Annotated in this window: 22 protein-coding genes; 9 read left to right on the top strand and 13 right to left on the bottom strand. The window is 65.4% G+C overall.

Annotated features, from left to right (window positions below):
- Nucleotides 1–79: 79 nt before the first annotated feature.
- Entirely contained in the window at nt 80–493 is a 414-nt protein-coding gene (locus tag G7044_RS03360; protein WP_166325902.1) for a DsbA family oxidoreductase, read from the top strand.
- Between the two features lie 132 nt (nt 494–625).
- Here G7044_RS03360 and G7044_RS03355 read toward each other — a convergent pair whose 3' ends face one another.
- Nucleotides 626–1,516, bottom strand: a complete 891-nt coding sequence (locus tag G7044_RS03355; protein WP_166325900.1) for a LysR family transcriptional regulator — start codon at nt 1,514–1,516, stop codon at nt 626–628.
- A gap of 96 nt (nt 1,517–1,612) precedes the next feature.
- On the opposite strand from G7044_RS03355, the gene metE reads away from it, so the two are divergent.
- Nucleotides 1,613–3,937 carry a 5-methyltetrahydropteroyltriglutamate--homocysteine S-methyltransferase gene (metE, locus tag G7044_RS03350; protein WP_166325897.1) on the top strand — a complete coding sequence of 775 codons (2,325 nt, stop codon included), beginning with the start codon at nt 1,613–1,615 and terminating at the stop codon, nt 3,935–3,937.
- Between the two features lie 70 nt (nt 3,938–4,007).
- Here metE and G7044_RS03345 read toward each other — a convergent pair whose 3' ends face one another.
- The 4 genes from G7044_RS03345 to G7044_RS03330 form a co-directional block, all read right to left on the bottom strand.
- The gene (locus tag G7044_RS03345) at nt 4,008–4,877 is read right to left on the bottom strand and encodes a 50S ribosomal protein L11 methyltransferase (protein WP_166325894.1); all 870 of its coding nucleotides are present in this window, start codon (nt 4,875–4,877) and stop codon (nt 4,008–4,010) included.
- On the bottom strand, nt 4,877–5,458 hold the full coding sequence (gene msrA / locus G7044_RS03340) for a peptide-methionine (S)-S-oxide reductase MsrA (RefSeq protein ID WP_166325891.1): 582 nt from the start codon (nt 5,456–5,458) through the stop codon (nt 4,877–4,879). Before msrA ends, G7044_RS03345 begins: the two co-directional genes overlap by 1 nt.
- A 226-nt stretch (nt 5,459–5,684) precedes the next feature.
- Nucleotides 5,685–5,876, bottom strand: coding sequence for a DUF1127 domain-containing protein (locus G7044_RS03335; protein WP_166325888.1), 192 nt, complete (start codon nt 5,874–5,876; stop codon nt 5,685–5,687).
- A gap of 217 nt (nt 5,877–6,093) precedes the next feature.
- Complete coding sequence (locus G7044_RS03330; protein ID WP_166325885.1) at nt 6,094–6,810, bottom strand: 16S rRNA (uracil(1498)-N(3))-methyltransferase; 717 nt, start codon at nt 6,808–6,810, stop codon at nt 6,094–6,096.
- An 11-nt stretch (nt 6,811–6,821) separates the two neighbouring features.
- Here G7044_RS03330 and ubiA point away from each other — a divergent pair, with 11 nt between their 5' ends.
- From ubiA to G7044_RS03315, 3 genes are read left to right on the top strand one after another with little or no spacing between them, the layout of a single operon-like run.
- Nucleotides 6,822–7,781 carry a 4-hydroxybenzoate octaprenyltransferase gene (gene ubiA / locus G7044_RS03325; protein WP_166325882.1) on the top strand — a complete coding sequence of 320 codons (960 nt, stop codon included), beginning with the start codon at nt 6,822–6,824 and terminating at the stop codon, nt 7,779–7,781.
- A 60-nt stretch (nt 7,782–7,841) separates the two neighbouring features.
- Nucleotides 7,842–9,962: an OmpA family protein gene (locus tag G7044_RS03320; protein WP_166325879.1), complete on the top strand. Its 2,121-nt coding sequence runs from the start codon at nt 7,842–7,844 to the stop codon at nt 9,960–9,962.
- Nucleotides 9,959–10,288 (top strand): hypothetical protein, encoded by a 330-nt coding sequence (locus tag G7044_RS03315; RefSeq protein WP_166325876.1) that lies wholly within the window; start codon nt 9,959–9,961, stop codon nt 10,286–10,288. Before G7044_RS03320 ends, G7044_RS03315 begins: the two co-directional genes overlap by 4 nt.
- A 249-nt stretch (nt 10,289–10,537) precedes the next feature.
- Here the strand turns inward: G7044_RS03315 and G7044_RS03310 are convergent, their stop codons facing one another.
- From G7044_RS03310 to G7044_RS03295, 4 genes are all read right to left on the bottom strand, one after another.
- A complete protein-coding gene (locus G7044_RS03310; RefSeq protein ID WP_166327315.1) occupies nt 10,538–11,719 on the bottom strand; it encodes an amino acid aminotransferase in 1,182 nt (393 codons plus the stop codon).
- Nucleotides 11,719–12,573 carry a 3-mercaptopyruvate sulfurtransferase gene (sseA, locus tag G7044_RS03305; protein ID WP_166325873.1) on the bottom strand — a complete coding sequence of 285 codons (855 nt, stop codon included), beginning with the start codon at nt 12,571–12,573 and terminating at the stop codon, nt 11,719–11,721. The genes G7044_RS03310 and sseA overlap by 1 nt, the downstream gene beginning before the upstream one ends.
- Before the next feature lie 69 nt (nt 12,574–12,642).
- A complete protein-coding gene (locus tag G7044_RS03300; RefSeq protein ID WP_166325870.1) occupies nt 12,643–14,304 on the bottom strand; it encodes a thiamine pyrophosphate-binding protein in 1,662 nt (553 codons plus the stop codon).
- Between the two features lie 74 nt (nt 14,305–14,378).
- Complete coding sequence (locus tag G7044_RS03295) at nt 14,379–14,813, bottom strand: ion channel (RefSeq protein ID WP_166325867.1); 435 nt, start codon at nt 14,811–14,813, stop codon at nt 14,379–14,381.
- 124 nt (nt 14,814–14,937) lie between these two features.
- Between G7044_RS03295 and G7044_RS03290 the strand changes: the two genes are divergently transcribed.
- Both G7044_RS03290 and smpB read left to right on the top strand, forming a co-directional pair.
- Nucleotides 14,938–15,411 (top strand): low molecular weight protein-tyrosine-phosphatase, encoded by a 474-nt coding sequence (locus G7044_RS03290; protein WP_166325864.1) that lies wholly within the window; start codon nt 14,938–14,940, stop codon nt 15,409–15,411.
- A gap of 48 nt (nt 15,412–15,459) precedes the next feature.
- On the top strand, nt 15,460–15,933 hold the full coding sequence (smpB, locus tag G7044_RS03285; RefSeq protein ID WP_166325861.1) for an SsrA-binding protein SmpB: 474 nt from the start codon (nt 15,460–15,462) through the stop codon (nt 15,931–15,933).
- A gap of 41 nt (nt 15,934–15,974) precedes the next feature.
- Here the strand turns inward: smpB and G7044_RS03280 are convergent, their stop codons facing one another.
- From G7044_RS03280 to G7044_RS03270, 3 genes are read right to left on the bottom strand one after another with little or no spacing between them, the layout of a single operon-like run.
- A complete protein-coding gene (locus G7044_RS03280; protein ID WP_166325858.1) occupies nt 15,975–16,313 on the bottom strand; it encodes a hypothetical protein in 339 nt (112 codons plus the stop codon).
- 1 nt (nt 16,314) lies between these two features.
- Nucleotides 16,315–17,238: a DnaJ C-terminal domain-containing protein gene (locus tag G7044_RS03275; protein WP_166325855.1), complete on the bottom strand. Its 924-nt coding sequence runs from the start codon at nt 17,236–17,238 to the stop codon at nt 16,315–16,317.
- A 23-nt stretch (nt 17,239–17,261) separates the two neighbouring features.
- The gene (locus G7044_RS03270) at nt 17,262–17,849 is read right to left on the bottom strand and encodes a DUF4202 domain-containing protein (protein WP_166325852.1); all 588 of its coding nucleotides are present in this window, start codon (nt 17,847–17,849) and stop codon (nt 17,262–17,264) included.
- Nucleotides 17,850–17,893: 44 nt separating this feature from the next.
- Between G7044_RS03270 and G7044_RS03265 the strand changes: the two genes are divergently transcribed.
- On the top strand, nt 17,894–19,033 hold the full coding sequence (locus G7044_RS03265) for an amidohydrolase (protein ID WP_207630147.1): 1,140 nt from the start codon (nt 17,894–17,896) through the stop codon (nt 19,031–19,033).
- Here the strand turns inward: G7044_RS03265 and G7044_RS03260 are convergent.
- Nucleotides 19,023–20,336, bottom strand: coding sequence for a GH1 family beta-glucosidase (locus G7044_RS03260; protein ID WP_166325849.1), 1,314 nt, complete (start codon nt 20,334–20,336; stop codon nt 19,023–19,025). The genes G7044_RS03265 and G7044_RS03260 overlap by 11 nt on opposite strands.
- Before the next feature lie 108 nt (nt 20,337–20,444).
- On the opposite strand from G7044_RS03260, the gene trpA reads away from it, so the two are divergent.
- Nucleotides 20,445–21,242, top strand: coding sequence for a tryptophan synthase subunit alpha (gene trpA, locus G7044_RS03255; protein ID WP_166325846.1), 798 nt, complete (start codon nt 20,445–20,447; stop codon nt 21,240–21,242).
- The last annotated feature ends 1 nt before the right edge of the window (nt 21,243 follow it).

Raw genomic sequence — 21,243 nt, 5'->3', positions numbered from 1 at the left:
AGGCAGCTCTATTCGCAGTTGCGCTAAACCATCGTGCCAAGTGGACCAGAATGAGCCAGCTGTCGGATGCAGCAGCACATTGAACTACGTCGCGACAGAGGCGGAACGGACGAGATTTGAGCAGCTGCGCCCGACCAGCACCCTGCTGATCCAGATGCTTCCCAAGCCGATCCATTTCGCCGACAGTCAGGGCAAAAGCACCGAGATGAGTGAGCGGCTGTTGCGCGGCCATTTGACCGAGGCCTGCAATGTCGGCAGGGCGGAGGAACTGGTGGATCTGGCGGCGGAAATCGGACTGGACCGTGCGGCAGCCGAGCAGGCGCTGAAATCTGGTACATTCCCCGACGCGGTCGCCAAGGACAGGAAGCAGGCACAGGCTTTTGAAATCTGCGGCGTCCCCTTCACCCTGATTGACGGCAAATATGCGATCTCGGGCGCGCAGGAAACCGACACATTCCTGCAGGCCCTGCGCAAGGTTGGGGCGGAACACTAGAGCGGCACGTGACAGCGGGCCCCGGCGAGCACAGCCTTCGCACCCGGGCCGGTGCCTATCTATATCGCACTTGTCCTGAAGCGCTTGCCGCCATTTCCGCGAGTGAATCGCGCCACCTGAACGTGCGATGGATCACTCGCCCATCCGCGCCCCAATTTGCTGCGCCAGCGCCAAAAAGCCCGCAATGTAATCGGTCTGCTCTTCCCCCTTTCTCACACCAATATGCAGCGCCATCCCGATCCCTTTCCCGGGACGCACCGCGCGGATCGGCAAATCCGCCCCCTCCTCGCGCAGGATCCAGTCCGGCACCGCGCTGACACCCCGCCCCGCCGCGACCAGTTGCAGCATCATTTCGGTTGTCTCGACGCTGCGGTGGCGGCGGGGCAGGCAATTGCCGGGGACAAGGAAGCGGGTGAAGATGTCCAACCGCTCGGGCGAGACAGGATAGGTGATCAGCGTCTCGGTGGTCAGATCCTGCGGGCTGGCCACGCGTCCCAGCGGGTGCGCCTCTGGCACCGCGAGTACCAGTTCATAACCGAAAACACGGGTATAGTGGATGCCGGGCAGGTCCAGCGGATCGGGGGTAATCAGCAGGTCGATCTCGTGGCCCAAAAGCGCGCCGATGCCGCCAAAACGAAAGGCGGTGCGCAGATCCAGATCGACATCCGGCCAGTCCGCCAGATAGGGCGCGACCACCCGCATCAGCCAGTGCTGGCAGGGGTGACATTCCATCCCCGCGCGCAGCGCACCGCGATGGCCTTGGGCAAATTCGGACAGCACCCGCTCGGCATGGTCGATCTGCGGCAGCACCCGTTGCGCGAGCGCCAGCAGGTACTCACCCGCCTGTGTCAGACGCAGCCCTCGCCCTTCTTTCTGCCAGACACGAATGCCGTGGCGGTCTTCGAATTTTCGGATGGTATGGGACAGGGCCGATTGGGTCAGGTGCAGGCAATCTGCGGCGGCGGTGACCGAACCGGTGCGGTCAACCTCGCGCAGGATGGCAAGATGTTGGCGGTCAAGCATCGATGAACCTCGATCATGGATTGATGAAGTAATGCCATTTCCGCTCATGGAACGCATCGCCTAATTTCGCGGAAACTGACGTATCGGAGAAAGACCATGCCCGTTTCCGCAAATCTCGGCTTCCCCCGCATCGGCGCCCGGCGCGAGTTGAAGGCCGCCGTCGAGGCATATTGGAATGGCACCATGCCCGAGGCCGATCTGGCAGCCGAGGGCGCCCGGCTGCGGGCGCGCCACTGGCAATTGCAGCGCGATGCCGGGATCACGTTGATCCCCTCGAACGACTTTTCTTTCTATGATCAGGTGCTGGACACGACCGCGCTTCTGGGCGCAGTGCCCCGCCGTTTCGGGCCCTTGGGCGACCGCGTCACCACGGCGCAATATTTCGCCATGGCCCGCGGGACGCAGCAGGCACCGGCGATGGAGATGACCAAGTGGTTCGATACCAACTACCACTATATCGTGCCGGAATTCACCAATGGGCAGCATTTCCGGCTGGGTTCCGTGAAGCCGGTCGAGGAGTTTCTGGAGGCGCGCGACCTGGGCATCCAGACCCGGCCGGTGCTGCTGGGGCCGGTCACCTGGCTAAGCCTTGGCAAGGCCAAGGATCCGGGGCTTGATCCGCTGGCCTTCCTGTCCGCGATCTTGCCGATCTATGTCGAAATCCTGTCGCGGCTTGCCGCTGCCGGTGCCGATTGGGTCCAGATCGACGAACCGATCCTTGTCACCGACCTGTCGCCCGAACAGAGTCGCGCCTTGCGCACCGCCTATGCGGAACTCGCCTCGGCCGGGCCGCAGATCATGCTGGCCAGCTATTTCGGGGCGCTGGATGACAATCTGGACCTGGCCCTGTCCTTGCCGGTCGCCGGGCTGCATCTGGATCTGGTACGCGCGCCCTGGCAACTGGCCGATCTGCTGGCGCGCGGCAGCGACAAGGTGTTGTCACTGGGCCTGATCGACGGCCGGAATGTCTGGCGGACCGAGCTTGCGCCGGCGTTGGAACTGGCGCGGGGGGCTGTCGATGCCGTCGGCGGCAATCGCATCCAGATCGCGCCCTCCTGCTCTTTACTGCATGTGCCGGTGGATCTCGACGCGGAAACCGGGCTGGATACTGAACTCAAGTCGTGGCTGGCCTTTGCCGTGCAAAAGCTGGCCGAGACCGCCACCATCACAGCCACGCTGAACGGCACAGACACCGCGGCCGAGCTAGGCGCCAATGCGGCGGCGCTTGCGGCGCGCCGGGCGTCACCGCGCATCCATGACCCGAAGGTCAAGGCGCGCGCCAGTGCCGTCAGCAACGCCGATCTGGCCCGCAAATCCGCCTATCCGGCACGACAGCGCGCGCAGGCCGCGCGCCTGAACCTGCCCGCCTTCCCGACCACAAGCATCGGATCTTTCCCGCAAACGACCGGAATTCGCCGCGCCCGCGCCGATCACCGCAAGGGCTTGATCTCGGATACGGAATACGACGCCTTTCTGAAACGCGAAACCGACGCCTGCATCCGCAAGCAAGAGGAAATCGGCCTCGACCTGCTGGTCCATGGTGAGTTTGAGCGCAATGACATGGTCGAGTATTTCGGCGAGCATCTGTCGGGCTATGCCTTCACGAAACTTGGCTGGGTGCAAAGCTATGGGTCGCGCTGTGTGAAGCCGCCGCTGATCTTCGGCGATGTCTCGCGACCGCAGCCGATGACGGTCGGCTGGTCGGGCTATGCGCAGGCGCAGACGGCGCGCCCGATGAAGGCGATGCTGACCGGGCCGGTCACTATCCTGCAATGGTCATTTGTGCGCGACGACCAGCCCCGGTCCGAGACATGCCGCCAGATCGCCTTGGCGATCCGCGACGAGGTGGCCGATCTGGAAGCCGCCGGCCTGCCCGCCATCCAGATCGACGAGCCCGCCCTGCGCGAGGGTCTGCCGCTGCGCCGCCGCGACTGGGAGGCCTATCTGGGCTGGGCGGTCGACTGTTTCCGGCTGTCCTCGGCGCCGGTCCGTGACGACACCCAGATCCACACCCATATGTGCTATGCCGAGTTCAACGACATCATGCCCGCCATCGCGGCGATGGACGCCGATGTCATCTCGGTCGAGACCTCACGGTCGGACATGGAACTGCTGGAGGCTTTCGGCGACTTCTCCTATCCGAACGAGATCGGACCGGGGGTTTGGGACATCCATTCCCCGCGCATCCCGGAGACCGACGATATGGTGCAGCTGTTGCGCAAGGCCAGCAGTGTGATCCCGGCAGAACGGCTGTGGGTGAACCCCGATTGCGGCTTGAAGACGCGCGGCTGGCCAGAGACCGAGGCATCGCTGAAAAACCTCGTCGCGGCGGCGCAGCTGCTGCGCGAAGGTGGCCAGACGCCGCTGCCGATCGAACCGAAGGGGCTGGCGCTTGCCGGTTGCGGCTGCGCGTCGCACTAGCACAAGGCGCCGGAATAACAGGGCGTGGCCGGTCGGCAGGTCCGCCACGCCTTGGCAAGAACAGCCCCGATCAGCGGCGCTGCACCACCAGCGCGGACCAGTCGCCCAGATCCTCGCGGCTTTCCAGATTGAAGCCGGCGGCGTCATAGGCCGTCAGAACCTCATCGGCCTGCGTCGTCAGCACGCCGGACAGGATCGCCCGCCCGCCTTGGGCGACATGACGCGCCATGTCAGGCGCGAGGTCGATCAGCGGTTGCTTCAGGATATTTGCAAAAACCAGATCGAAAGGCGCGGCGTCGTCCAGCAGGTGATGGTCAAAGCCGACCGCCTGGAAACAGGCAACCCGCCCATCCAGCCCGTTGGCGATGACATTTGCCTCGGCCACGTCGACAGCCACCGGGTCGATATCCGACGCAAGCACCGTCCCCGGCCAGACCCGTGCCGCCGCCATCGCCAGCACCGCCGTGCCAGCGCCGATGTCGGCGATGCGATGGGGCTGCCAGCCGGTCTCGATCAGCCGGTCAAGCGCCAGCAGGCACCCTCGCGTCGTATTGTGATGGCCGGTACCGAAGGCCATTGCGGCCTCGATCAGCAGCGCCTCGGCACCGGCGGGCACCTTATCGTCGTCATGGCTGCCATGGACAAAGAAGCGCCCGGCCGCGACCGGCGTGAGTTCGCGTTTCACATGAGCGACCCAGTCGACTTCGGGCAGTTCACTGATGACGAAGGGATTCGCGCCTTGCGCCGCAGCCAGCAGCGCCAGACCGATCTCGTCAGGCGTTTCGGTGAAATAAGCACCGACTTCCCAGCGATCAGAGCCGTCCTCGATCTCGAAAATACCCGTGCCGACGGGTTCGGGCACCAGATCCTCACACAGTTCGGCAAGGTTGGCGGCAGCTTCGCGGCCGATCACATGTGTCAGTGCAGTCCAGGTGGGCATCAGGGGATCTCGTGTCCTTCGGGCATCACCGCTTTGACGCCGGTGCCGCGCATGTTGCAATAGCCATCCGGCACTTTGTGCAGGTATTGCTGGTGGTCCGGCTCTTGCGCCGGGTAGAAATTGTCAAGTGGCAGAACCTCGGTCGTGACCTTGCCAAGACCGGCAACCGCCAGACGGTTGTCATAATCCGTCTTTGATGCCTCAGCCAGTGTCCGTTGGGTATCGGTGTAATACATGATCAGCGAACGGTATTGGTCACCGATGTCGTTATGCTGGCGGTTGCCCTGCGTGGGATCGTGGTTTTCCCAGAACAGCTTCAGCAGGAGGTCATAGCTGATGCGCGAAGGATCATAGACCAGATGCACGACCTCTGCGTGGCCGGTGCCACCTTCGCAGACCTGCTGATAGGTCGGGTTCGGAACGGTGCCGCCGGCAAAGCCCACTTGCGTCATCCATATGCCCGGCTGTTCCCAGAACAACTGCTCGACGCCCCAATAGCAGCCCATACCGAATATCGCCTGCTCGAACCCTTTCGGAATGGGTCCATCCATCGGACGGTCGAAGATCGCGTGATTTGCCATGTTTCACCTCTTTGCGGTTCAGCCTCAACGCCGCTGCCCCCGGCTGGTTTCGGCGTCGGTGTCGCATCTTGTCCCGACCAATAAGGGATTGCCGCGTCAAAATACCAGAGGGGAGCTGCCTTCCCGGAACCGTACGCCCCGCGCAAAGCAGGATTCAGGCAAGAAAAAACCCCGGCCGCATCACTGCTTGGCCGGGGTTCGGTTGGTCGGCGCCGTGGCGCAGCCTTCAGGCACGGTGGTTCACCACAGCGTCGATGTCAGCGCGGGTCAGGCCGATATCGCGCAGTTCGCGGTCGGTCAGGCGTTCCAGCTGAGCGCGGGTATCCATGCGAACCAGCCAGCTGCGGACGGTCTCGGTCACGCGGGCAAAGAAGCCGTTGGTTTCAACCGGGGCGTGGGTCAGGGTCATCGTGGTCATATCTACATCCTCACTTCGTTCTGCGCCGGATCAGGCGCGTTTCATTCAGTGAGGCTGAGATAGGCTTATGCTGCGCGCGCAACCAGTCCCCAAACCCGCAATCCCGCTATGCACTGCCGGCATAAATGACCGCTTTAATTGAATTTCATACACATATTCGCGATTTTCGACGATCCGGCCGAACCGGTTTCATGTTCGCAAATGCTGCGACGCAGCGTCACCAATCGCCCAGATGCGCCTGAAACAGCGCCAAGGCTGCGACGGCAGCCGTATCGGCCCGCAGAATCCGGGGGCCGAGGCTGACCGGTTGCACGAATGCCGCGTCAGACAGCCGCTTGCGCTCTGCCTCCGAAAAGCCGCCCTCGGGACCGATCAGTACCGCCCATTTGCCGCGTTCCAGTCCCGACAGCGCATCTGCCGGCCCCACCCGCGATTCATCAGCCCAAAGAATGCGCCGCGTCGGATCCCAACTGTCCAGAAGCTTCGACAGGCTGACCAGCCCGGCGACCTCGGGCACGAAAGTGCCGCCGCATTGCTCTGCCGCCTCGACCGCATGGGCTTGCAGCCGGTCCTGGCGGATGCGTTCGGAATTTGTGAAAGCGGTCTGCACCGGCAGGATCCGGGCGGCACCCAGTTCAGCCGCCTTTTCGACGATGAAATCGGTGCGCGCCTTCTTGATCGGGGCAAAGATCAGCCACAGGTCCGGCGGATCGCGCTGCGGGGCGACCTGCGCCCGCACCGTCAATTCGCCCCCACGCTTGGAGGCCGCAGTGATTTCCGCGTCCCAGGCCCCGTCTTGGCCGTTGAAAACCTCGATCACCGTGCCCGCCGGCAGCCGCATCACCCCCGAGAGGTAATGCGCCTGATCCGCATTCAAGGGGACGGCTTGCCCCGAACCGAGCGGGTGATCTATGAACAGCCTGACTTTCGACATGGGACATTCCTATGAAAACCGCCTTCCAAATACCAGATGCCGTGCGCGATGCCGTCAATGGCAACTGGGTCGACACCCGCGCGCCCGCCCATTGGCGGCCCTGGCTGCGGCTCAGCCGGATCGACCGCCCGATCGGCACCTGGCTTTTGCTGCTGCCCTGCTGGTGGGGGATCGGGTTGGCGATGATGGCCAGCGGGCCGCGCTGGTTCGACCTGTGGATCTATCCGGCCTGCGCCATCGGCGCGGTGGTGATGCGCGGCGCGGGATGCACCTGGAACGACATCACCGACCGCGATATCGACGGTTCGGTCGACCGCACCCGCAACCGGCCCCTGCCCTCGGGTCAGGCGACGTTGCGGGGGGCCTATGTCTGGATGGCGCTGCAACTGGCGATCGGGCTGCTGGTGCTGCTGACGCTGGGCCGGGCGGCGATCTGGCTGGGGGTGCTCAGCCTGTTGCCGGTGCTGGTTTATCCGTTCGCGAAACGCTTCACCTGGTGGCCGCAGGTCTTTCTGGGCATCGCCTTCAACTGGGGGGTGATGCTGGCCTATGCCGCGCATCGCGACGGGCTGGATCTGGCGCCGATCATCGCATGGTTCGGCGGCATCGCCTGGACGGTTTTCTATGACACGATCTATGCCCATCAGGATGCCGAATATGACGCGCTGATCGGGGTGAAATCGACCGCACGGCTGTTTGGCGAGGATACGCCCCGCTGGCTGGCGGCATTTGGTGCGCTGGCGGTCACGCTTCTGGCCATCGCGATTTCGGCTACCGGCATCGACGGCTTTGGCTGGTGGGTGGCGATGGCGGGCCTGATGGCTTTTGCCGCGCATCTGGTCTGGCAGCTTTACATGCTGGACCTGCATGACGATCAAAACCAGCTGCGGCTGTTCCGGTCCAATCGCGATGCCGGAATGATCCTTGCGGTGTTCCTGGGGCTTGCAGGGCTGTTGCAGCTTGCCAGCTGACACGGCATCGTGTGTAACTGCATGATTTACAACCCTGGCCGCCAGCATTAACCCGTCGCTATGAACGATCCGCAGATTCAAGATCCGTCCTCGCGGCCCGGACGCAGCGCGCGACAGGTGGTCCTGACGCTGTTTCTGCTGGCCGCCGCAGGTATCGGCAGCTGGCAGGCGGCCATCCGCATCGCAGCACAGATCGAGACCCGCAGCGCCGCACAGATCTGGGCCGCATTGGCGTCCGAGGGGCAGAGCTGGGCCTCTGTCAGCACCGACGGGCTGGTCGTCCGCCTGCGCGGTACCGCCCCCGATGAGGTCGCCCGCTTTCGCGCGCTGACCACCGTCAGCGGGCTGGTCGACGACCGCCGCATCCTTGACGAGGTGAAGATCGCCGAGCGTGACATGCTGGAGCCGCCCAAATTCTCGTTGGAGCTGATGCGCCAGGGTGACAGCCTGTCGCTGATCGGCCTGCTTCCCGCCCGCACCGACCGCGAGGGGATTGCCACGCGGCTGAGCGCCTCGGGTGTCGAGGTCGCGGACCTGACCAGCACCGCCGCCTTCCCCGCACCGCAGAACTGGCAGCCGGCACTGGACTTTGCCATGCGCGCGGCGGACATGCTTGATCAGGGAACCATCTCGGTCACGCCGGGTGCGGTGCGTATTCAGGCCAATGCCCACGACCCCGAAGACAAGACCCGACTGGAAGCCGCCCTGCGCAATGCCGCGCCCGAAGGTATCTCGCTGAGCGCGACAGTCACCGCGCCCCTGCCTGTCATCGCCCCTTATCAGCTGCGTTTCGTGCGCGGTGCCGAAGGCGGGGTGCTGGAAATCTGCGCGGCCGACAGCAGCGACGCCCGCGATTCCATCCTGACCGCAGCCACGCAGGCCGGCGCGCCGGATTCGGAATGTGCATTGGGGATCGGCGCCCCCACCGGCTGGGCACAGGTGGCCGGCGCGGCACTCGCGGCCATGCAGGATCTGGGCACCGGCACGTTGGTCATCACCGACCGCAGCATTCAGATCACCGCCCCCGCCGACCTGCCCCCGCCAGAGTTGACCCGCCAGATGGACCAGTTGGCCGCGCAATTGCCGACCGGCTGGACACTGAATGCCAGCCTTGCCGAGGCAGCCCCCGAGGACGGACCCGCAAGTTTCACCGCCGCCATCGACACCGGCGGGCAGGCCTCGATCGCCGGGGTGGTGCCCGATGACACGATGCGCCAGACCGTGCAATCGCTGGCCCGCGCCCAGCTTGGCCCGACAGAGGGCGAGTTGAAGCTGGACCCGGCCCTGCGCGAGGGTTGGGCGCTGCGGGTGATGGCGGGCCTGGATGCAATGGGCGTCGTGGACGAGGGCCGGCTGGAGGTGACCCAGGATCTGATCCGTCTCAACGGTGTCAGCGGCGACCCACTGGCCCCGGAAAAGGCGATTGCGGCACTGTCGATGCGGCTGGGCGCCGGCGCCGATTACGCGCTGACCCTGGCTTACGACCGCTACCGCGACCCCAATATCGCGCAACCCGATGCCGCCAATTGCGTCGACCGGCTGAACGGCGCGATGCTGCAATCCGAAATCGGCTTCGAACCGGGCGGTGCCCGCATCGCCGGCGACATCGCCCCGGTGCTGGACAAAATGCGCCCGATCCTTGCGGAATGTGGCGATTACCGGATGGAACTGGCCGGTCATACCGATGCGCAGGGTAGCGACGTTTCCAACCTGGCTCTCTCGCGCGACCGTGCCAACACTGTGCTGGAGGCCATGCGCACCGCCGGTTTGTCCGTGCAGAACATGGTTGCCGCAGGCTATGGCGAAACCCGCCCCATCGCCGAAAACGACACTCAGGAAGGCCGCGACGCCAATCGCCGGATCGAGGTGACGCTGCTGTCGCCCGACCCGGTGCGCGTGCCGGTGGCCTCGGTGCCCGAACTGGTCGGCAAGACCCCCTCGGCCGAGGCTGCCGCCGAAACCCTGCGTCGCGCCATGCCCGAGGTCGAGACCGGCGAGGCCCTTCCAGAAGATCTGGACATTCCAGCCCCGGCCTTCGATCCGGGCCTGCTGGCCGCCCCGCCGAAGATGGAGCCACCCGCCACCGTGCAGGAAGCCGGTGCCGACACACCACGCCCGCCCGGCCGGCCCGAAGATACGACGCCAACGGACACCCCCACCCCTTCCGAGGAGGCGCAATGACCCGCGACAACCTGATCATCGCCATCGCGCTAGTGCTGTTCGCAGCCTTCCTTCTGGGCTGGTTCGCCAGCTGGCTGGTTGGCCGCGTGACACGCCCCGGCAGGGCCGAGTTGAAAGTGCTGGACCGGCTGGCCCAGGATCTGCACGAGGCCGAAACGGCCCTTGAACGGGTAACCGGCGAGGGCTTGCAACGCGAGGCGGCCATGCACGAACGGCTGGCCTTCTCGGCCTCGGAACTGGCCACGGCGCGCAGCGCCTTGCAGGAAGCCAGCGAGGAAATCGAGGAACTGCGCGGCTATATCGACACCCATATCGCCAAGCCATAGCGGCAATTGCCGCAGGCCCATCCTAGGCGCTAGCGAGTCACGTGGGTTTGCGCCGTCATCGAAGGCGCTTCAATGAATCTGCAGCGAACCACCGCCGCAAAGAGTTCCATCGTGCCGGTTCAAGGACTCGATTGTGGAAATCGGGACGCGGACCAGCCCGCATGAAAATGCGTCGGCCATGACCAAGCTTTCGCACCAATAACAAAGGGGGCCTTGCGGCCCCCTTTGTTACATTGGAGTGATCCTGGATCAGACGCCCGCTTCGACAATGGCGCGGGCCAGAACCGGGATGGAATCGCGGTTCAGACCGGCGATGTTCAGCCGCGAATCGCCGACCATGTAGATGCCAGCGTCCTGCTTCATCTTCTCGACCTGCTCGGGCGTGGCGCCCAGACGCGAGAACATGCCGCGGTGACGCTGAATGAAGTCGAAGCGGTCGGTGCCGGTCAGGGTCCGCAGTTCCTCGGCCAGTTGGGTGCGCAGGCCCAGCATGGTCTGGCGCACGTCCTCCAACTCGGTTTTCCATTCCTGCGTCAACGCGGCGTCGTTCAGAATGGTCGACACGATCCGCGCGCCGTGATCGGGCGGGAAGCTGTAATTCTGGCGGTTCAGAAATGCCATCGCGCCCTGGCTGAGGTCGCGCGCCTTGTCATCGCTGGTCAGCGTCATCAGGATGCCGGTGCGCTCGCGATAAATGCCGAAATTCTTGCTGCACGACGCGGCGATCAGCACCTCTGGCAGGCGCTGAGCGATCATCCGCGTGGCGGCGGCGTCTTCGTCCAGACCGTCGCCGAACCCCTGATAGGCAAGGTCGATCAGCGGGATCGCCCCGGTCTGTTCCAGCACCTCGGCGATGGCGTTCCACTGTTCGGCCGTCGGGTTCGCGCCGGTCGGGTTGTGGCAGCAACCATGCAGAAGCACCACGTCGCCCTTCTTGGCGCGCTTGATGCCGTCCAGCATCGCGTCAAAGGCAACGCCGCGAGTCTCGTTGTCGAAATAAGGATACATTTCATAGGCCTGGCCCATGAAGTTCAGGATCGACAAGTGGTTCGGCCAGGTCGGGTCCGAGACATGGACGACCGCATCCGGGTTGGCCATGCGGATCAGTTCCAGCGCCTGCCGGATCGCGCCCGTGCCGCCGACAGTCCCGACCGAGGCCACGCGCCCCTTGGCCGTATCGCCCAGCACCAGCCCGGCCATGGCATCGCGATATTCGGGCTCACCGGCGAGCGCGGTATAGCTCTTGCTGTTCTGGGTTTCCCAGATCTTCTGTTCCGCAGCCTTGACCGCGCGCATCACCGGGGTCAGCCCGTTCGGGTCCTTATAGACACCGACGCCCAGGTCGATCTTGCCCTGCCGGGTATCGGCCTTGAATTCGGCCATCAAGGACAGGATCTTGTCGGGGGCTTGGGGTTTCAGATTGCCCAGCATCATGCGTCTCCGGTTGCGGTTTTCACGTTTGGTAAAGCGCCCCATTCGGCCCAGGAGCCATCATAGAGCGAATGGTTGCGGTGCCCCAGCCGTTCCAGCGCCAGCGACAGCGAGGCCGCGGTGATGCCCGACCCGCAGCTGGTGATGGCGGGCCGGGACAGGTCGACGCCGGCATCCGCGAAGGCGGCGCGCAGGGCGTCCGCATCCTTCATGGTGCCGTCGGGACGGTAAAGCTGGCCGAAGGGCAGGTTCTTCGCGCCGGGCATGTGCCCGCTGGTCAGGCCCGGACGCGGCTCGGGCGCCTCGCCCCGGAAACGGTCGGCGGCGCGGGCGTCGATGATCTGGGCGCTTCCCTGGGCCGAGGCCTCTGCAACCTGCGCGGCATCGCGGATCAGATCAGGGCGCAGATTGGCGGTCAGATGCGCCTTTGGCGCAGCGGTCACGGCTTCGGTCACCGGGCGTCCCTCGGCCCGCCACTTGGCCAAGCCGCCGTCCAGAACGGCGACACGGTCATACCCCATCGCCCGAAAGGTCCACCATGCGCGCGCGGCGCTGTGGGTGGCGGCGTCGTCATAGATCACCACCTGATCGCCATCGCCGATGCCAAGCGCCGAGACAGCGCGGGCGAAGGCCTCGGGCGTGGGCAGCATATGGGGCAGATCGGTGTCCGGGTCGGCCACCGCGTCAATGTCGAAGAACTGTGCGTCAGGGATATGGGCAGTTGCGTATTCGGTGCGCGCATCGCGCCCCGCCGCCGGCATGTGCCAGCTTGCGTCGAGGATGCGCAGGCCCGGATCATCCAGATGCCCGGCCAGCCATTCAGTGCTTACCAGCGTCTTCGGATCGTCGGTCACGGGCCTCTCCCTGCCAGCGGTTGCGGCACGTGCTTAGCGCCGCCGCGCCGTTGGGGCAACCAGATTGCGTCAGCGCTGCGACTGCGCGCGAATCTGTGACAAAGTGGCCGAGCTGGTCAGCGCCTCCGGGTCCAGCATCAGCTCGATCACCGCCAGCGATCCGGCAGCCTGCGCGCGGGCGAAGGCTGCGGGGAAATCGGCGTCCGCCGTCACCACCTCGCCATGGCCGCCATAGCTGCGCGCCAGCGCCGCAAAGTCAGGACTGGCAAGCGCCGTGCCGGAAACGCGCGCCGGATAGTGGCGTTCCTGATGCATCCGAATGGTGCCGTATTGGCCGTTATTTGCAACGATGACGATGACATGCGCGCCGTGCTGGGCAGCAGTTGACAACTCGTTCACGGTCATTTGCAGGCAACCATCGCCGGCCAGACACACGACCGCGCGTTCGGGCGCGTTCAGCTTGGCGGCAATTGCAGCGGGCAAGCCGTAACCCATGCTGCCAGAGGTCGGCGCGACCTGTGTGAAGGGCCGCTTATAACGGAAATAGCGATGCAGGAAGGCGGCGTAATTGCCCGCGCCATTGGTCAGCACCGCGTCCTCTGGCAGGTTCTGGGACAGCCAGTGGATGACGTTCTCCATCCGCACCGTCCCCGGCGTCGGGCGCGGGGTCTGCCAGTCCTCGTAACGGGCGCGCAGATCGCGGGTCCAATCGGTAAAGCTGCGCGTGGCTGGGCGCGTGGCGAGGGCTGCGATCATGGCCTGCGGATCGGCCGCGATGCCGGGATCGGCGCGCCAGAGGTGGCCGATCTCATTCGGATCGGGGTGGACCATCACGATCCGCCGCCCCTGCCCGGAAGGCTTCATCAGCGTATAGCCATTGGTCAGCGTATCCCCCAGCCGCGACCCCAGCGAGATGACCAGATCCGCCTCGCCAAGTGCCGCGCCAAGCTGCGGGTTCATGCCCACGCCCAGATCGCCGACATATTGCGCCAGCCGGTTGTCGATGCGGTCCTGACGCCGGAAGGGCACCGCCACCGGCACATCCCATGCGGCGGCAAAGCGACCAAGGTTTTCGGCGGCGGCTTCAGACCACAGCGAACCGCCCGGCACGATCAAGGGCCGCTCTGCCTGCGCCAGCGCGGCGATCACCGCATCCACGGCCGCATCCGAGGGCGCGTTCATCACCGGCTTGGCGGGCGGCAGGTCGGGGGTCTCGACATGATCGCTCAGCATATCTTCGGGCAGGGCCAGCACGACCGGGCCGGGACGGCCGGACATGGCGACATGAAAGGCGCGGGCCATATATTCGGGGATGCGGGCCGTGTCGTCGATCTGGGCTGCCCATTTGGCAAGGCCGCCGAAGACCAACGGATAATTCACCTCTTGAAACGCCTCGCGGTCGCGATCCGCGCGGGCGATCTGGCCCACCAGCAGGATCATCGGGGTCGAATCCTGCATGGCGACATGGACACCGGCGCTGGCATTGGTGGCGCCGGGTCCACGGGTGACGATTGCCACGCCGGGCCTGCCCGTCAGCTTGCCCGTCGCCTCTGCCATCATCGCGGCACCGCCTTCCTGGCGGCAGACGACGTTCTGAATACCGGATTCGTAAAAGCCGTCCAGCACCGCCAAAAAGCTTTCGCCCGGGACGGAAAAGACCCGCCGGACCCCGTTGGCCTTCAGCGCGTCGACCAGGATCTGCCCGCCATGCCTGCTATCAGTCCCGCCCATATGCCGCCCCTTCCCTTGTCCCGTTCCGCCGGCAGAGGATCAGATGACGGCCAAGGGGGCAAGCCCCACCGGCATCAGCCAGAGGTCACACCGTATTTTTGCCGGAGCGCGCGGATGGAATCGATCATCACTGCCGTCAGCACACCGATGTTCAGCATCCCATTCACCGCCGCCAAAGCCCCCAGCACCCGCAGCCCCTTGGGCAGCAGCACATCGCCGTAACCCAGCGTGGTAAAGGTCACCAGCGTGTAATAGATCGCCTCTTCGCGGTCGGTGAAGGCGCCCAGATATTGCAGCACCACCGCCCACAGCCAGACCTGCGCCGAGATCGCTGCCAGCGCCCACAGCGTCATCACCATGACCCCGACCGTCACCCGCACCCGCGGCCGCCAGTTGCGCAGCCAGTCGCCGCGGCTGTCCAGCGTCAGTTCCAACGCCCAGGTGGTCAGGCCGGCAATCGCAACCGTCGCCATCATCAGGACAGAGCCCAATCCGATCTGAAAAAACATCCCCGCCCTCCTGAGGTTTGCGCGCAGGTTAATGCGGCCCGGCGGGGGCCACAATCAGGCTGACCTTGCCCCGGGCCGAGGATCGCGTAACCTGTCACAATCGCCCAACCCGGAAGCCTAGATCATGTCAACGCCCTCGGTTCTGTTCGTCTGCCTCGGAAATATCTGCCGCTCGCCTTTGGCCGAGGGCGCGATGCGCGCGGTGGCGGCGCGCGATGGCGTGACGATGCTGATCGATTCAGCTGGCACCGGCAATTGGCACGCCGGCAATCCGCCCGATCCGCGTGCGCAAGCCGTCGCGGCGCGGCATGGCGTCGATATCTCGACCCTGCGGGCGCGTCAGGTCCGGGCCGAGGATTTCCAGCGCTTCGACCATATCGTCGCCATGGACCGCGACAATCTGGCCGAGCTGCGCCGGCTGGCGCCTGCAGATGCACCGGCGCGGCTGTCGCTGATGCTGGATCACGTGCCGGGGCAAAAGGGCAAATCGGTCGCCGATCCCTATTTCGGCGATGCCGCTGGCTTTGGCGCCACGTGGGAGGAGGTGCTGGCCGGGGCCGAGGGGCTGCTGGCCCGCATCACCGACCCGCGCCACTAGGGGGCACGTCTTTACTTCGCCCCGCCCTGCCCCTATCTCAGCACGACCATGGCCACGAAATCAGACCCCAATTACAAGATCATTGCCGAGAACCGCCGGGCGCGCTTCGATTACTTCATCGAAAGCGATCTGGAGGCAGGTATCATCCTGACCGGGTCCGAGGTGAAATCCCTGCGGACCGGCCAGTCCAACATTGCCGAAAGCTATGCCAATGTCGAAAATGGCGAGCTGTGGCTGATTAACGGCTATATCGCCGCCTACAAGCAGGCCGGCGTCTTCGGGCATGAGGAACGCCGCCGCCGCAAGCTGCTGGTGTCGAAGAAGGAACTTTCGCGCCTGTGGTCGGCCACCGCGCGCGAGGGGATGACGCTGGTGCCGTTGGTCATGTATTTCAACGACCGCGGCATCGTGAAGCTGAAGATCGGCGTCGCCAAGGGCAAGAAGAATGCCGACAAGCGCGAGACCTCGGCCAAGCGCGACTGGAACCGTCAGAAGCAGCGTCTGCTGAAACAGAACAGCTGAGGCGGGCGCGGCAATTGCCGCCGTTGCAAAGGCGTGGCGGATCAGTCCTGCGCGCGGGCCAGACGGATGCGGGCGATCACGCGCTGGCGGGCCTCGTCGGGTTCTTCCGCCAGCGCTGCCATCAGCGCCTGCATCTCGCCGCGCAAGCCGTGTGCCTCGTCCAGCAATTGCATCACCAGCGACAGCGCGTCGCCGTCAAGCCCGTAATCCTCGCTGAGATCACACAGCAGCCGGGCGCGGGCGCGGTCGATTTCACGGAAGCGCGCGCCTTCAGCCGAGATGACGGGTTGCAGCACCCGCATCTCGACATAGTGGGTCAGGCGCGGCCCGGTCAGCTCGTCGATGGTGGCGATCAGCTCCTCGGCGGTATAGCGGGCCATCTCACACCCCCATCCCGCCGCGCGGATCATAGGGGTTTTCCTGACGCCATTTTTCCATGAACTCGACCAGATCCTGATCGACATTCGGCGGCATCACGATCTTGAGCTGCACATATTGATTGCCGCCCTTGATGCCCTTGCCCTTCAGCCGCAGCTTCTGACCCGTTGTCGCGCCGCGCGGCAGGTTCATCGACACCGCCCCGTCCAGCGTCGGCACCTCGACCTTGCCGCCCAGCACGGCCTCGTCGATGGTGATGGGCAAGGTGATGGTCACGTCATTGCCGTCGCGGGTCCAGTCCGGGTGACTGCCCACATGCAGCGTCAGATAGGCGTCGCCCGGCGCGCCCTGACCGTGTCCGGGGCCGCCCTTGCCGCGCAGGCGGATGGTCTGGCCGTCGGACGCGCCCTCGGGGATCTGCACCTCGACCGCGCCGCCGGTGGGCAGCGTGATCCGGGTGCTGCCGCCCTTGGCAGCGGTCAGAAAATCCACCTCCAGATCATAGCGGGCGTCCTGCCCGCGCATGTCAAAGCCCTGCCCGCCCGCGCCTGACCGCCGGAAACCGCCGAAGCCACCCCTCCGGCCGTCATCGCCGAACAGGTCGTCGAACACATCCGAGAAATCGCCATATCCGGCGCTGGAATATTGCCGATAGGGGTTGTCGCCGCGTTCCGCGAAGTCGCGATAGAATTTCTGTTGGGCGCGTTCCTGCCCGGTGGCGTCGATCTCGCCCCGGTCGAAACGGGCGCGCTGATCGGGGTCTTTCAGCAGATCATAGGCCGAGGACGCCGCCTTGAACCGTTCGGCTGCCGCCGGATCTGGGTTCAGGTCGGGGTGGTCGGTCTTGGCGATCTTGCGATAGGCCTTCTTGATATCGTCCTGACTGGCGGATTTCGTCAGCCCGAGCGCCTTATAGGGGTCGTCCATCTTCATCTTTCCAAATCTCGATCTCAGCGCGCCCCGGCGGGCCCGGGATCATCGCGGAAGAAGCTTGCCAGCGGTTCCGGGATGGCGAAGTCGACAAGCGCGCGGGCGCGCGCCATGGCCGACATCTTGCGGGCGGTCTTGTTGACGATCCGCTCCATATCCTCGGGCGTCTGGGTCTCGGCGAAAGGCGCCATATAGTGACGCATGAAGGTAAAGCAGGCCACATCTTCAAGGGCCTGCACATCGGCATCGCGCTTGATCCCTTCCTTGCGCAGCATTTTTTCGACATGGGCGATGTCATCCGGCGCAAATCCGGCCGCGGCCATGAATTCAGCCACCCGCGCGGCGTGGCGGCGGCCCTGTTCGACGCGCCAGGCCAGATAGCCCGCGCGCCCTTCGGGAAAATCATGGCGCGGCAGCTTCCAGCGTTCGACATGCTGGCCGCGGCAGGCGATCTGCAACGGCTCGGACGCCTCGGGGTACAGCGCGCGCTGTTCCACGGTCATCCGAAGACCATATAGCAGCTCGGCCGGCTGGGCGTCTTCCATATGCGGATCGGCGGCGTTGGCCGCATCGATTCGGGCGAATACATCTTCTAGCTTCATGCTCATGGCCGCATCTTGCCCAAGGCGCGCGCCCATGTCATGCCTCAATCATGCTGACCAATGCCGATATCGCCGAACTGACAGAACTGCGCCGCGATCTGCATCGTGCGCCGGAACTGTCCGGCCACGAGGTGCGGACTGCCGCCCGCATGGCGGCGATGATGCGGGATCTGGGCGCCGACCAGGTTCTGACCGGGATCGGCGGCACCGGGGTCATGGCCGAGTTTCGCGGCACCGCACCCGGCCCGCAGGTGATGTTTCGCGCCGAACTGGACGCCCTGCCGATACTGGAAGCGATCGGCCCCGACCACCGCTCGGCGATCGAAGGCGTCGCCCATCTGTGCGGGCACGAAGGCCACATGACCGGGCTGGTCGGCCTTGCGCGACTGCTGTCGCGTCAGCGGCCCATGCGCGGCGCGGTCTGGTTGCTGTTCCAGCCGGCCGAGGAAAACGGTGCCGGTGCTGCCGCCATGCTGGCCGATCCGGCATTGCCCGAATTCGACTATGGATTTGCGATCCACAACTTTCCCGGCGTTGCGCAGGGTCGCGCGCTGCTGGCACCGGGTCCGGTCAACTGCGCCTCGGTCGGGATGCGGGCGCGGCTGGTGGGCGCGACCTCGCACGCCTCGGAACCCGAAAAGGCGCGCACGCCGACATTGGCAATTGCGGCGATCCTGCCGGCGCTGCTGGCACTGCCAAGCGGCAGTCAGCAGGATCCCGATTTCCAACTGGTCACCGTCACCCATCTGGCAATGGGCGAGCCCGCATTCGGCATCACCCCCGGCACGGCCGAGATCTGGGTGACCCTGCGCACACAGCGCGACGACGCGATGGCCGCGCTGCGCGCAGCCGCGCAGGCGATCATCCGCGACGCCGCCGACCTGCACGGGCTGCAGGCGGATTTCGACTGGCATGACGAATTCGCCGCCTCGATCAACCACCCCGAGGCCGCCGCGATCCTGGCCCGCGCTGCAAAGGCCACCGGCATCGCTGTTTCAGCCGAGGGCCTGCCGATGCGCGCATCCGAGGATTTCGGCCGCTTCGCCGCCCGCGCGAAAACCGCCATGATACTGCTGGGCGCCGGCGCCGATCACCCGCCCCTTCATGCCGAGAATTACGACTTCCCCGATGCGCTGATCGCGCCCTCGGTCCGGCTGTTCCATCAGGTCGCGCGCGATCTTACCGGCTAAGCGCGTCCTTCAGCATCAGATATGAGCCTTTCGGCGTCCGCTTCTGGGTGTCGTAATCGACATGGACGATGCCGAAGCGCGGACCGTAGCCCTGCGACCATTCGTAATTATCCAGCAGCGACCACTGAAAGAAGCCGCGCAGATCGACGCCCGCGTCAATGGCGCGATGCGCCGCCGCCATATGGTCGCGGATATAGTCCTGCCGGTCCCGGTCATCGACGCGGCCGCCATCGACCCGGTCATCCCAGGCCATGCCGTTTTCCGTCACGTAAACCGGCACACCCGGCGCCTGCGCCTTGATCCGCAGCAGGAATTCATAAAGCCCTTCAGGGCGGATTTCCCAGCCGATCTGGGTCTTGGGCAGCGGCCCCGTCACGGTCTCGCCCGCCGGCCACGCCCCCGCCGTCGCCCGATACAATGCGCGCGTGTAATGGTTGATGCCGATCCAGTCGATGGGCGCGGCAATGGCGGCCATATCGTCCTGCCAGCCCATGGGCAGATGCGGGGCCAGCCCCTCCATCGCGGGGGCGGGATAGCCGGCGCCGGTCAGCGCCTCCAGAAACCATCGGTTATAGATGGCGTCCTGCCGCGCGGCGGCGGCCATGTCGACGGCGCTGCGGGTGGCGGGATGGGCGGTTTCGAAGTTCAGCACGATGCCCAGATTGCCATGCCCATCAGCCCGCAGCGCCTGCATCGCAGTCGTATGGGCCAGGAGCGTGTGATGCATGGCATGGGCGGCGGCGCGAATGTCGCGCAGGCCGGGCGCGTGAATGCCCAGGAAATGCGAAAGCCAGGCGATGCACCATGGCTCGTTCAAGGTGGCGGTCATCGCCACCCGGTCGCCAAGGCGCGCCATCACCGCGCGGGCATAATCGGCAAAGCGGGCGGCAATGTCGCGATTGGTCCAGCCCCCCTGCACCGCCAGATCCGAGGGCAGATCCCAGTGATACAGCGTCAGCACCGGGTCCAGCCCCCGCGCCAGCATCCCGTCGACCAGCCGGTCATAGAAATCCAGCCCCTCGGGGTTCAGCATCACGCCATCGGGCATCACCCGCGCCCAGCTGGTTGAAAAGCGATAGGCGTCGAAATTGCCGTCGCGGATCAGGTCCAGATCCTCCTGCCAGCGGTGATAGTGATCACAGGCGACCGATCCGTCGGTGCCATCGGCGACATTGCCGGGCGTGGCCGCGAATGTGTCCCAATGGCTGGCCCCCGCGCCGCCGAAACTGCTGCCCTCGATCTGATAGGCCGCCGTAGCGACACCGAAAACGAAATCTGCGGGAAAATCGCTGCGTTTCAACATGGGGCACCTCCGACGCCCTATTCCTACGCCGCGGCATGCGCGCCGCCAATCCCTGCATTGATCCCGGCGCGCCCGCGCGCTAACCCCGTCCCGACACGGAGGGAACCGATGAGCCGAATCGACGCCACCTTCGCCCGGCTCGGGGCGGAAAAACGCAAAGCCTTCGTGGCCTATATCATGGCCAGCGATCCCGACCGCGACACCTCGGCGCAGATCCTTGCGGGCCTGCCGGGTGCGGGCGTGGACATCATCGAATTGGGCATGCCCTTCACCGACCCAATGGCCGATGGCCCCACCATCGAAGCCGCCGCCCATCGGGCGCTGGATGCCGGTGGCAGTGTCACTGAAACGCTGGCCATGGTGCGCGAATTCCGCCAGACGGACAATGACACCCCTATCGTGCTGATGGGCTATTACAACCCGATCTATGCCCGCAAGGGCGGCGTCCAGCAGTTCCTGAAGGACGCTGTCGAGGCCGGGATCGACGGGCTGATCGTCGTCGACCTGCCACCCGAGGAAGACGCCGAGCTGTGCCTGCCCGCGCGTGAAGCCGGCATCAACTTCATCCGTCTGGCCACGCCCACGACCGATGACCGCCGCCTGCCGGCGGTGGTCGCGAATACCTCGGGCTTCGTCTATTACGTCGCCGTCGCCGGCGTGACCGGCGGCCTTTCTGCCGACGCCGCGACCGTGGCGCCCGAGGTCGCGCGCATCCGCGCCGCTGCGGATCTGCCGGTTGTGGTGGGCTTCGGCATCTCGACCCCCGAAGCGGCCGAGGCGATCGCTGCCGTCGCGGATGGCAGCGTCGTGGGTTCCGCCATCGTCAAGCGTATCGGCGAAGGCCGGCCCGTGGCCGAGGTGCTGGACTTCGTCGCCTCGCTGGCCGAAGGCGCGCATCGGGGCTGAC

It is taken from the genome of Paracoccus xiamenensis (assembly GCF_011308835.1).
In the GTDB taxonomy this organism is placed as follows: Bacteria; Pseudomonadota; Alphaproteobacteria; order Rhodobacterales; family Rhodobacteraceae; genus Paracoccus; species Paracoccus xiamenensis.
The sequence above is the reverse complement of the archived record's forward strand: the minus strand, read 5'-3'. Positions and strand labels throughout refer to the sequence as shown.

Excerpts from the sequence above, each read along its gene's own strand:
- G7044_RS03315 (WP_166325876.1), top strand. The coding sequence starts at position 9,959 with ATGACCCGCGACAACCTGATCATCGCCATCGCGCTAGTGCTGTTCGCA.
- G7044_RS03320 (WP_166325879.1), top strand. The coding sequence starts at position 7,842 with ATGAACGATCCGCAGATTCAAGATCCGTCCTCGCGGCCCGGACGCAGC.
- G7044_RS03355 (WP_166325900.1), bottom strand. The coding sequence starts at position 1,516 with ATGCTTGACCGCCAACATCTTGCCATCCTGCGCGAGGTTGACCGCACC.
- G7044_RS03270 (WP_166325852.1), bottom strand. The coding sequence starts at position 17,849 with ATGAGCATGAAGCTAGAAGATGTATTCGCCCGAATCGATGCGGCCAAC.
- G7044_RS03335 (WP_166325888.1), bottom strand. The coding sequence starts at position 5,876 with ATGACCACGATGACCCTGACCCACGCCCCGGTTGAAACCAACGGCTTC.
- G7044_RS03330 (WP_166325885.1), bottom strand. The coding sequence starts at position 6,810 with ATGTCGAAAGTCAGGCTGTTCATAGATCACCCGCTCGGTTCGGGGCAA.
- G7044_RS03275 (WP_166325855.1), bottom strand. The coding sequence starts at position 17,238 with ATGGACGACCCCTATAAGGCGCTCGGGCTGACGAAATCCGCCAGTCAG.
- G7044_RS03265 (WP_207630147.1), top strand. The coding sequence starts at position 17,894 with ATGCTGACCAATGCCGATATCGCCGAACTGACAGAACTGCGCCGCGAT.
- trpA (WP_166325846.1), top strand. The coding sequence starts at position 20,445 with ATGAGCCGAATCGACGCCACCTTCGCCCGGCTCGGGGCGGAAAAACGC.
- G7044_RS03280 (WP_166325858.1), bottom strand. The coding sequence starts at position 16,313 with ATGGCCCGCTATACCGCCGAGGAGCTGATCGCCACCATCGACGAGCTG.
- G7044_RS03260 (WP_166325849.1), bottom strand. The coding sequence starts at position 20,336 with ATGTTGAAACGCAGCGATTTTCCCGCAGATTTCGTTTTCGGTGTCGCT.
- G7044_RS03310 (WP_166327315.1), bottom strand. The coding sequence starts at position 11,719 with ATGCTGGGCAATCTGAAACCCCAAGCCCCCGACAAGATCCTGTCCTTG.
- G7044_RS03345 (WP_166325894.1), bottom strand. The coding sequence starts at position 4,877 with ATGCCCACCTGGACTGCACTGACACATGTGATCGGCCGCGAAGCTGCC.
- ubiA (WP_166325882.1), top strand. The coding sequence starts at position 6,822 with ATGAAAACCGCCTTCCAAATACCAGATGCCGTGCGCGATGCCGTCAAT.
- msrA (WP_166325891.1), bottom strand. The coding sequence starts at position 5,458 with ATGGCAAATCACGCGATCTTCGACCGTCCGATGGATGGACCCATTCCG.
- G7044_RS03290 (WP_166325864.1), top strand. The coding sequence starts at position 14,938 with ATGTCAACGCCCTCGGTTCTGTTCGTCTGCCTCGGAAATATCTGCCGC.
- G7044_RS03295 (WP_166325867.1), bottom strand. The coding sequence starts at position 14,813 with ATGTTTTTTCAGATCGGATTGGGCTCTGTCCTGATGATGGCGACGGTT.
- smpB (WP_166325861.1), top strand. The coding sequence starts at position 15,460 with ATGGCCACGAAATCAGACCCCAATTACAAGATCATTGCCGAGAACCGC.
- G7044_RS03300 (WP_166325870.1), bottom strand. The coding sequence starts at position 14,304 with ATGGGCGGGACTGATAGCAGGCATGGCGGGCAGATCCTGGTCGACGCG.
- metE (WP_166325897.1), top strand. The coding sequence starts at position 1,613 with ATGCCCGTTTCCGCAAATCTCGGCTTCCCCCGCATCGGCGCCCGGCGC.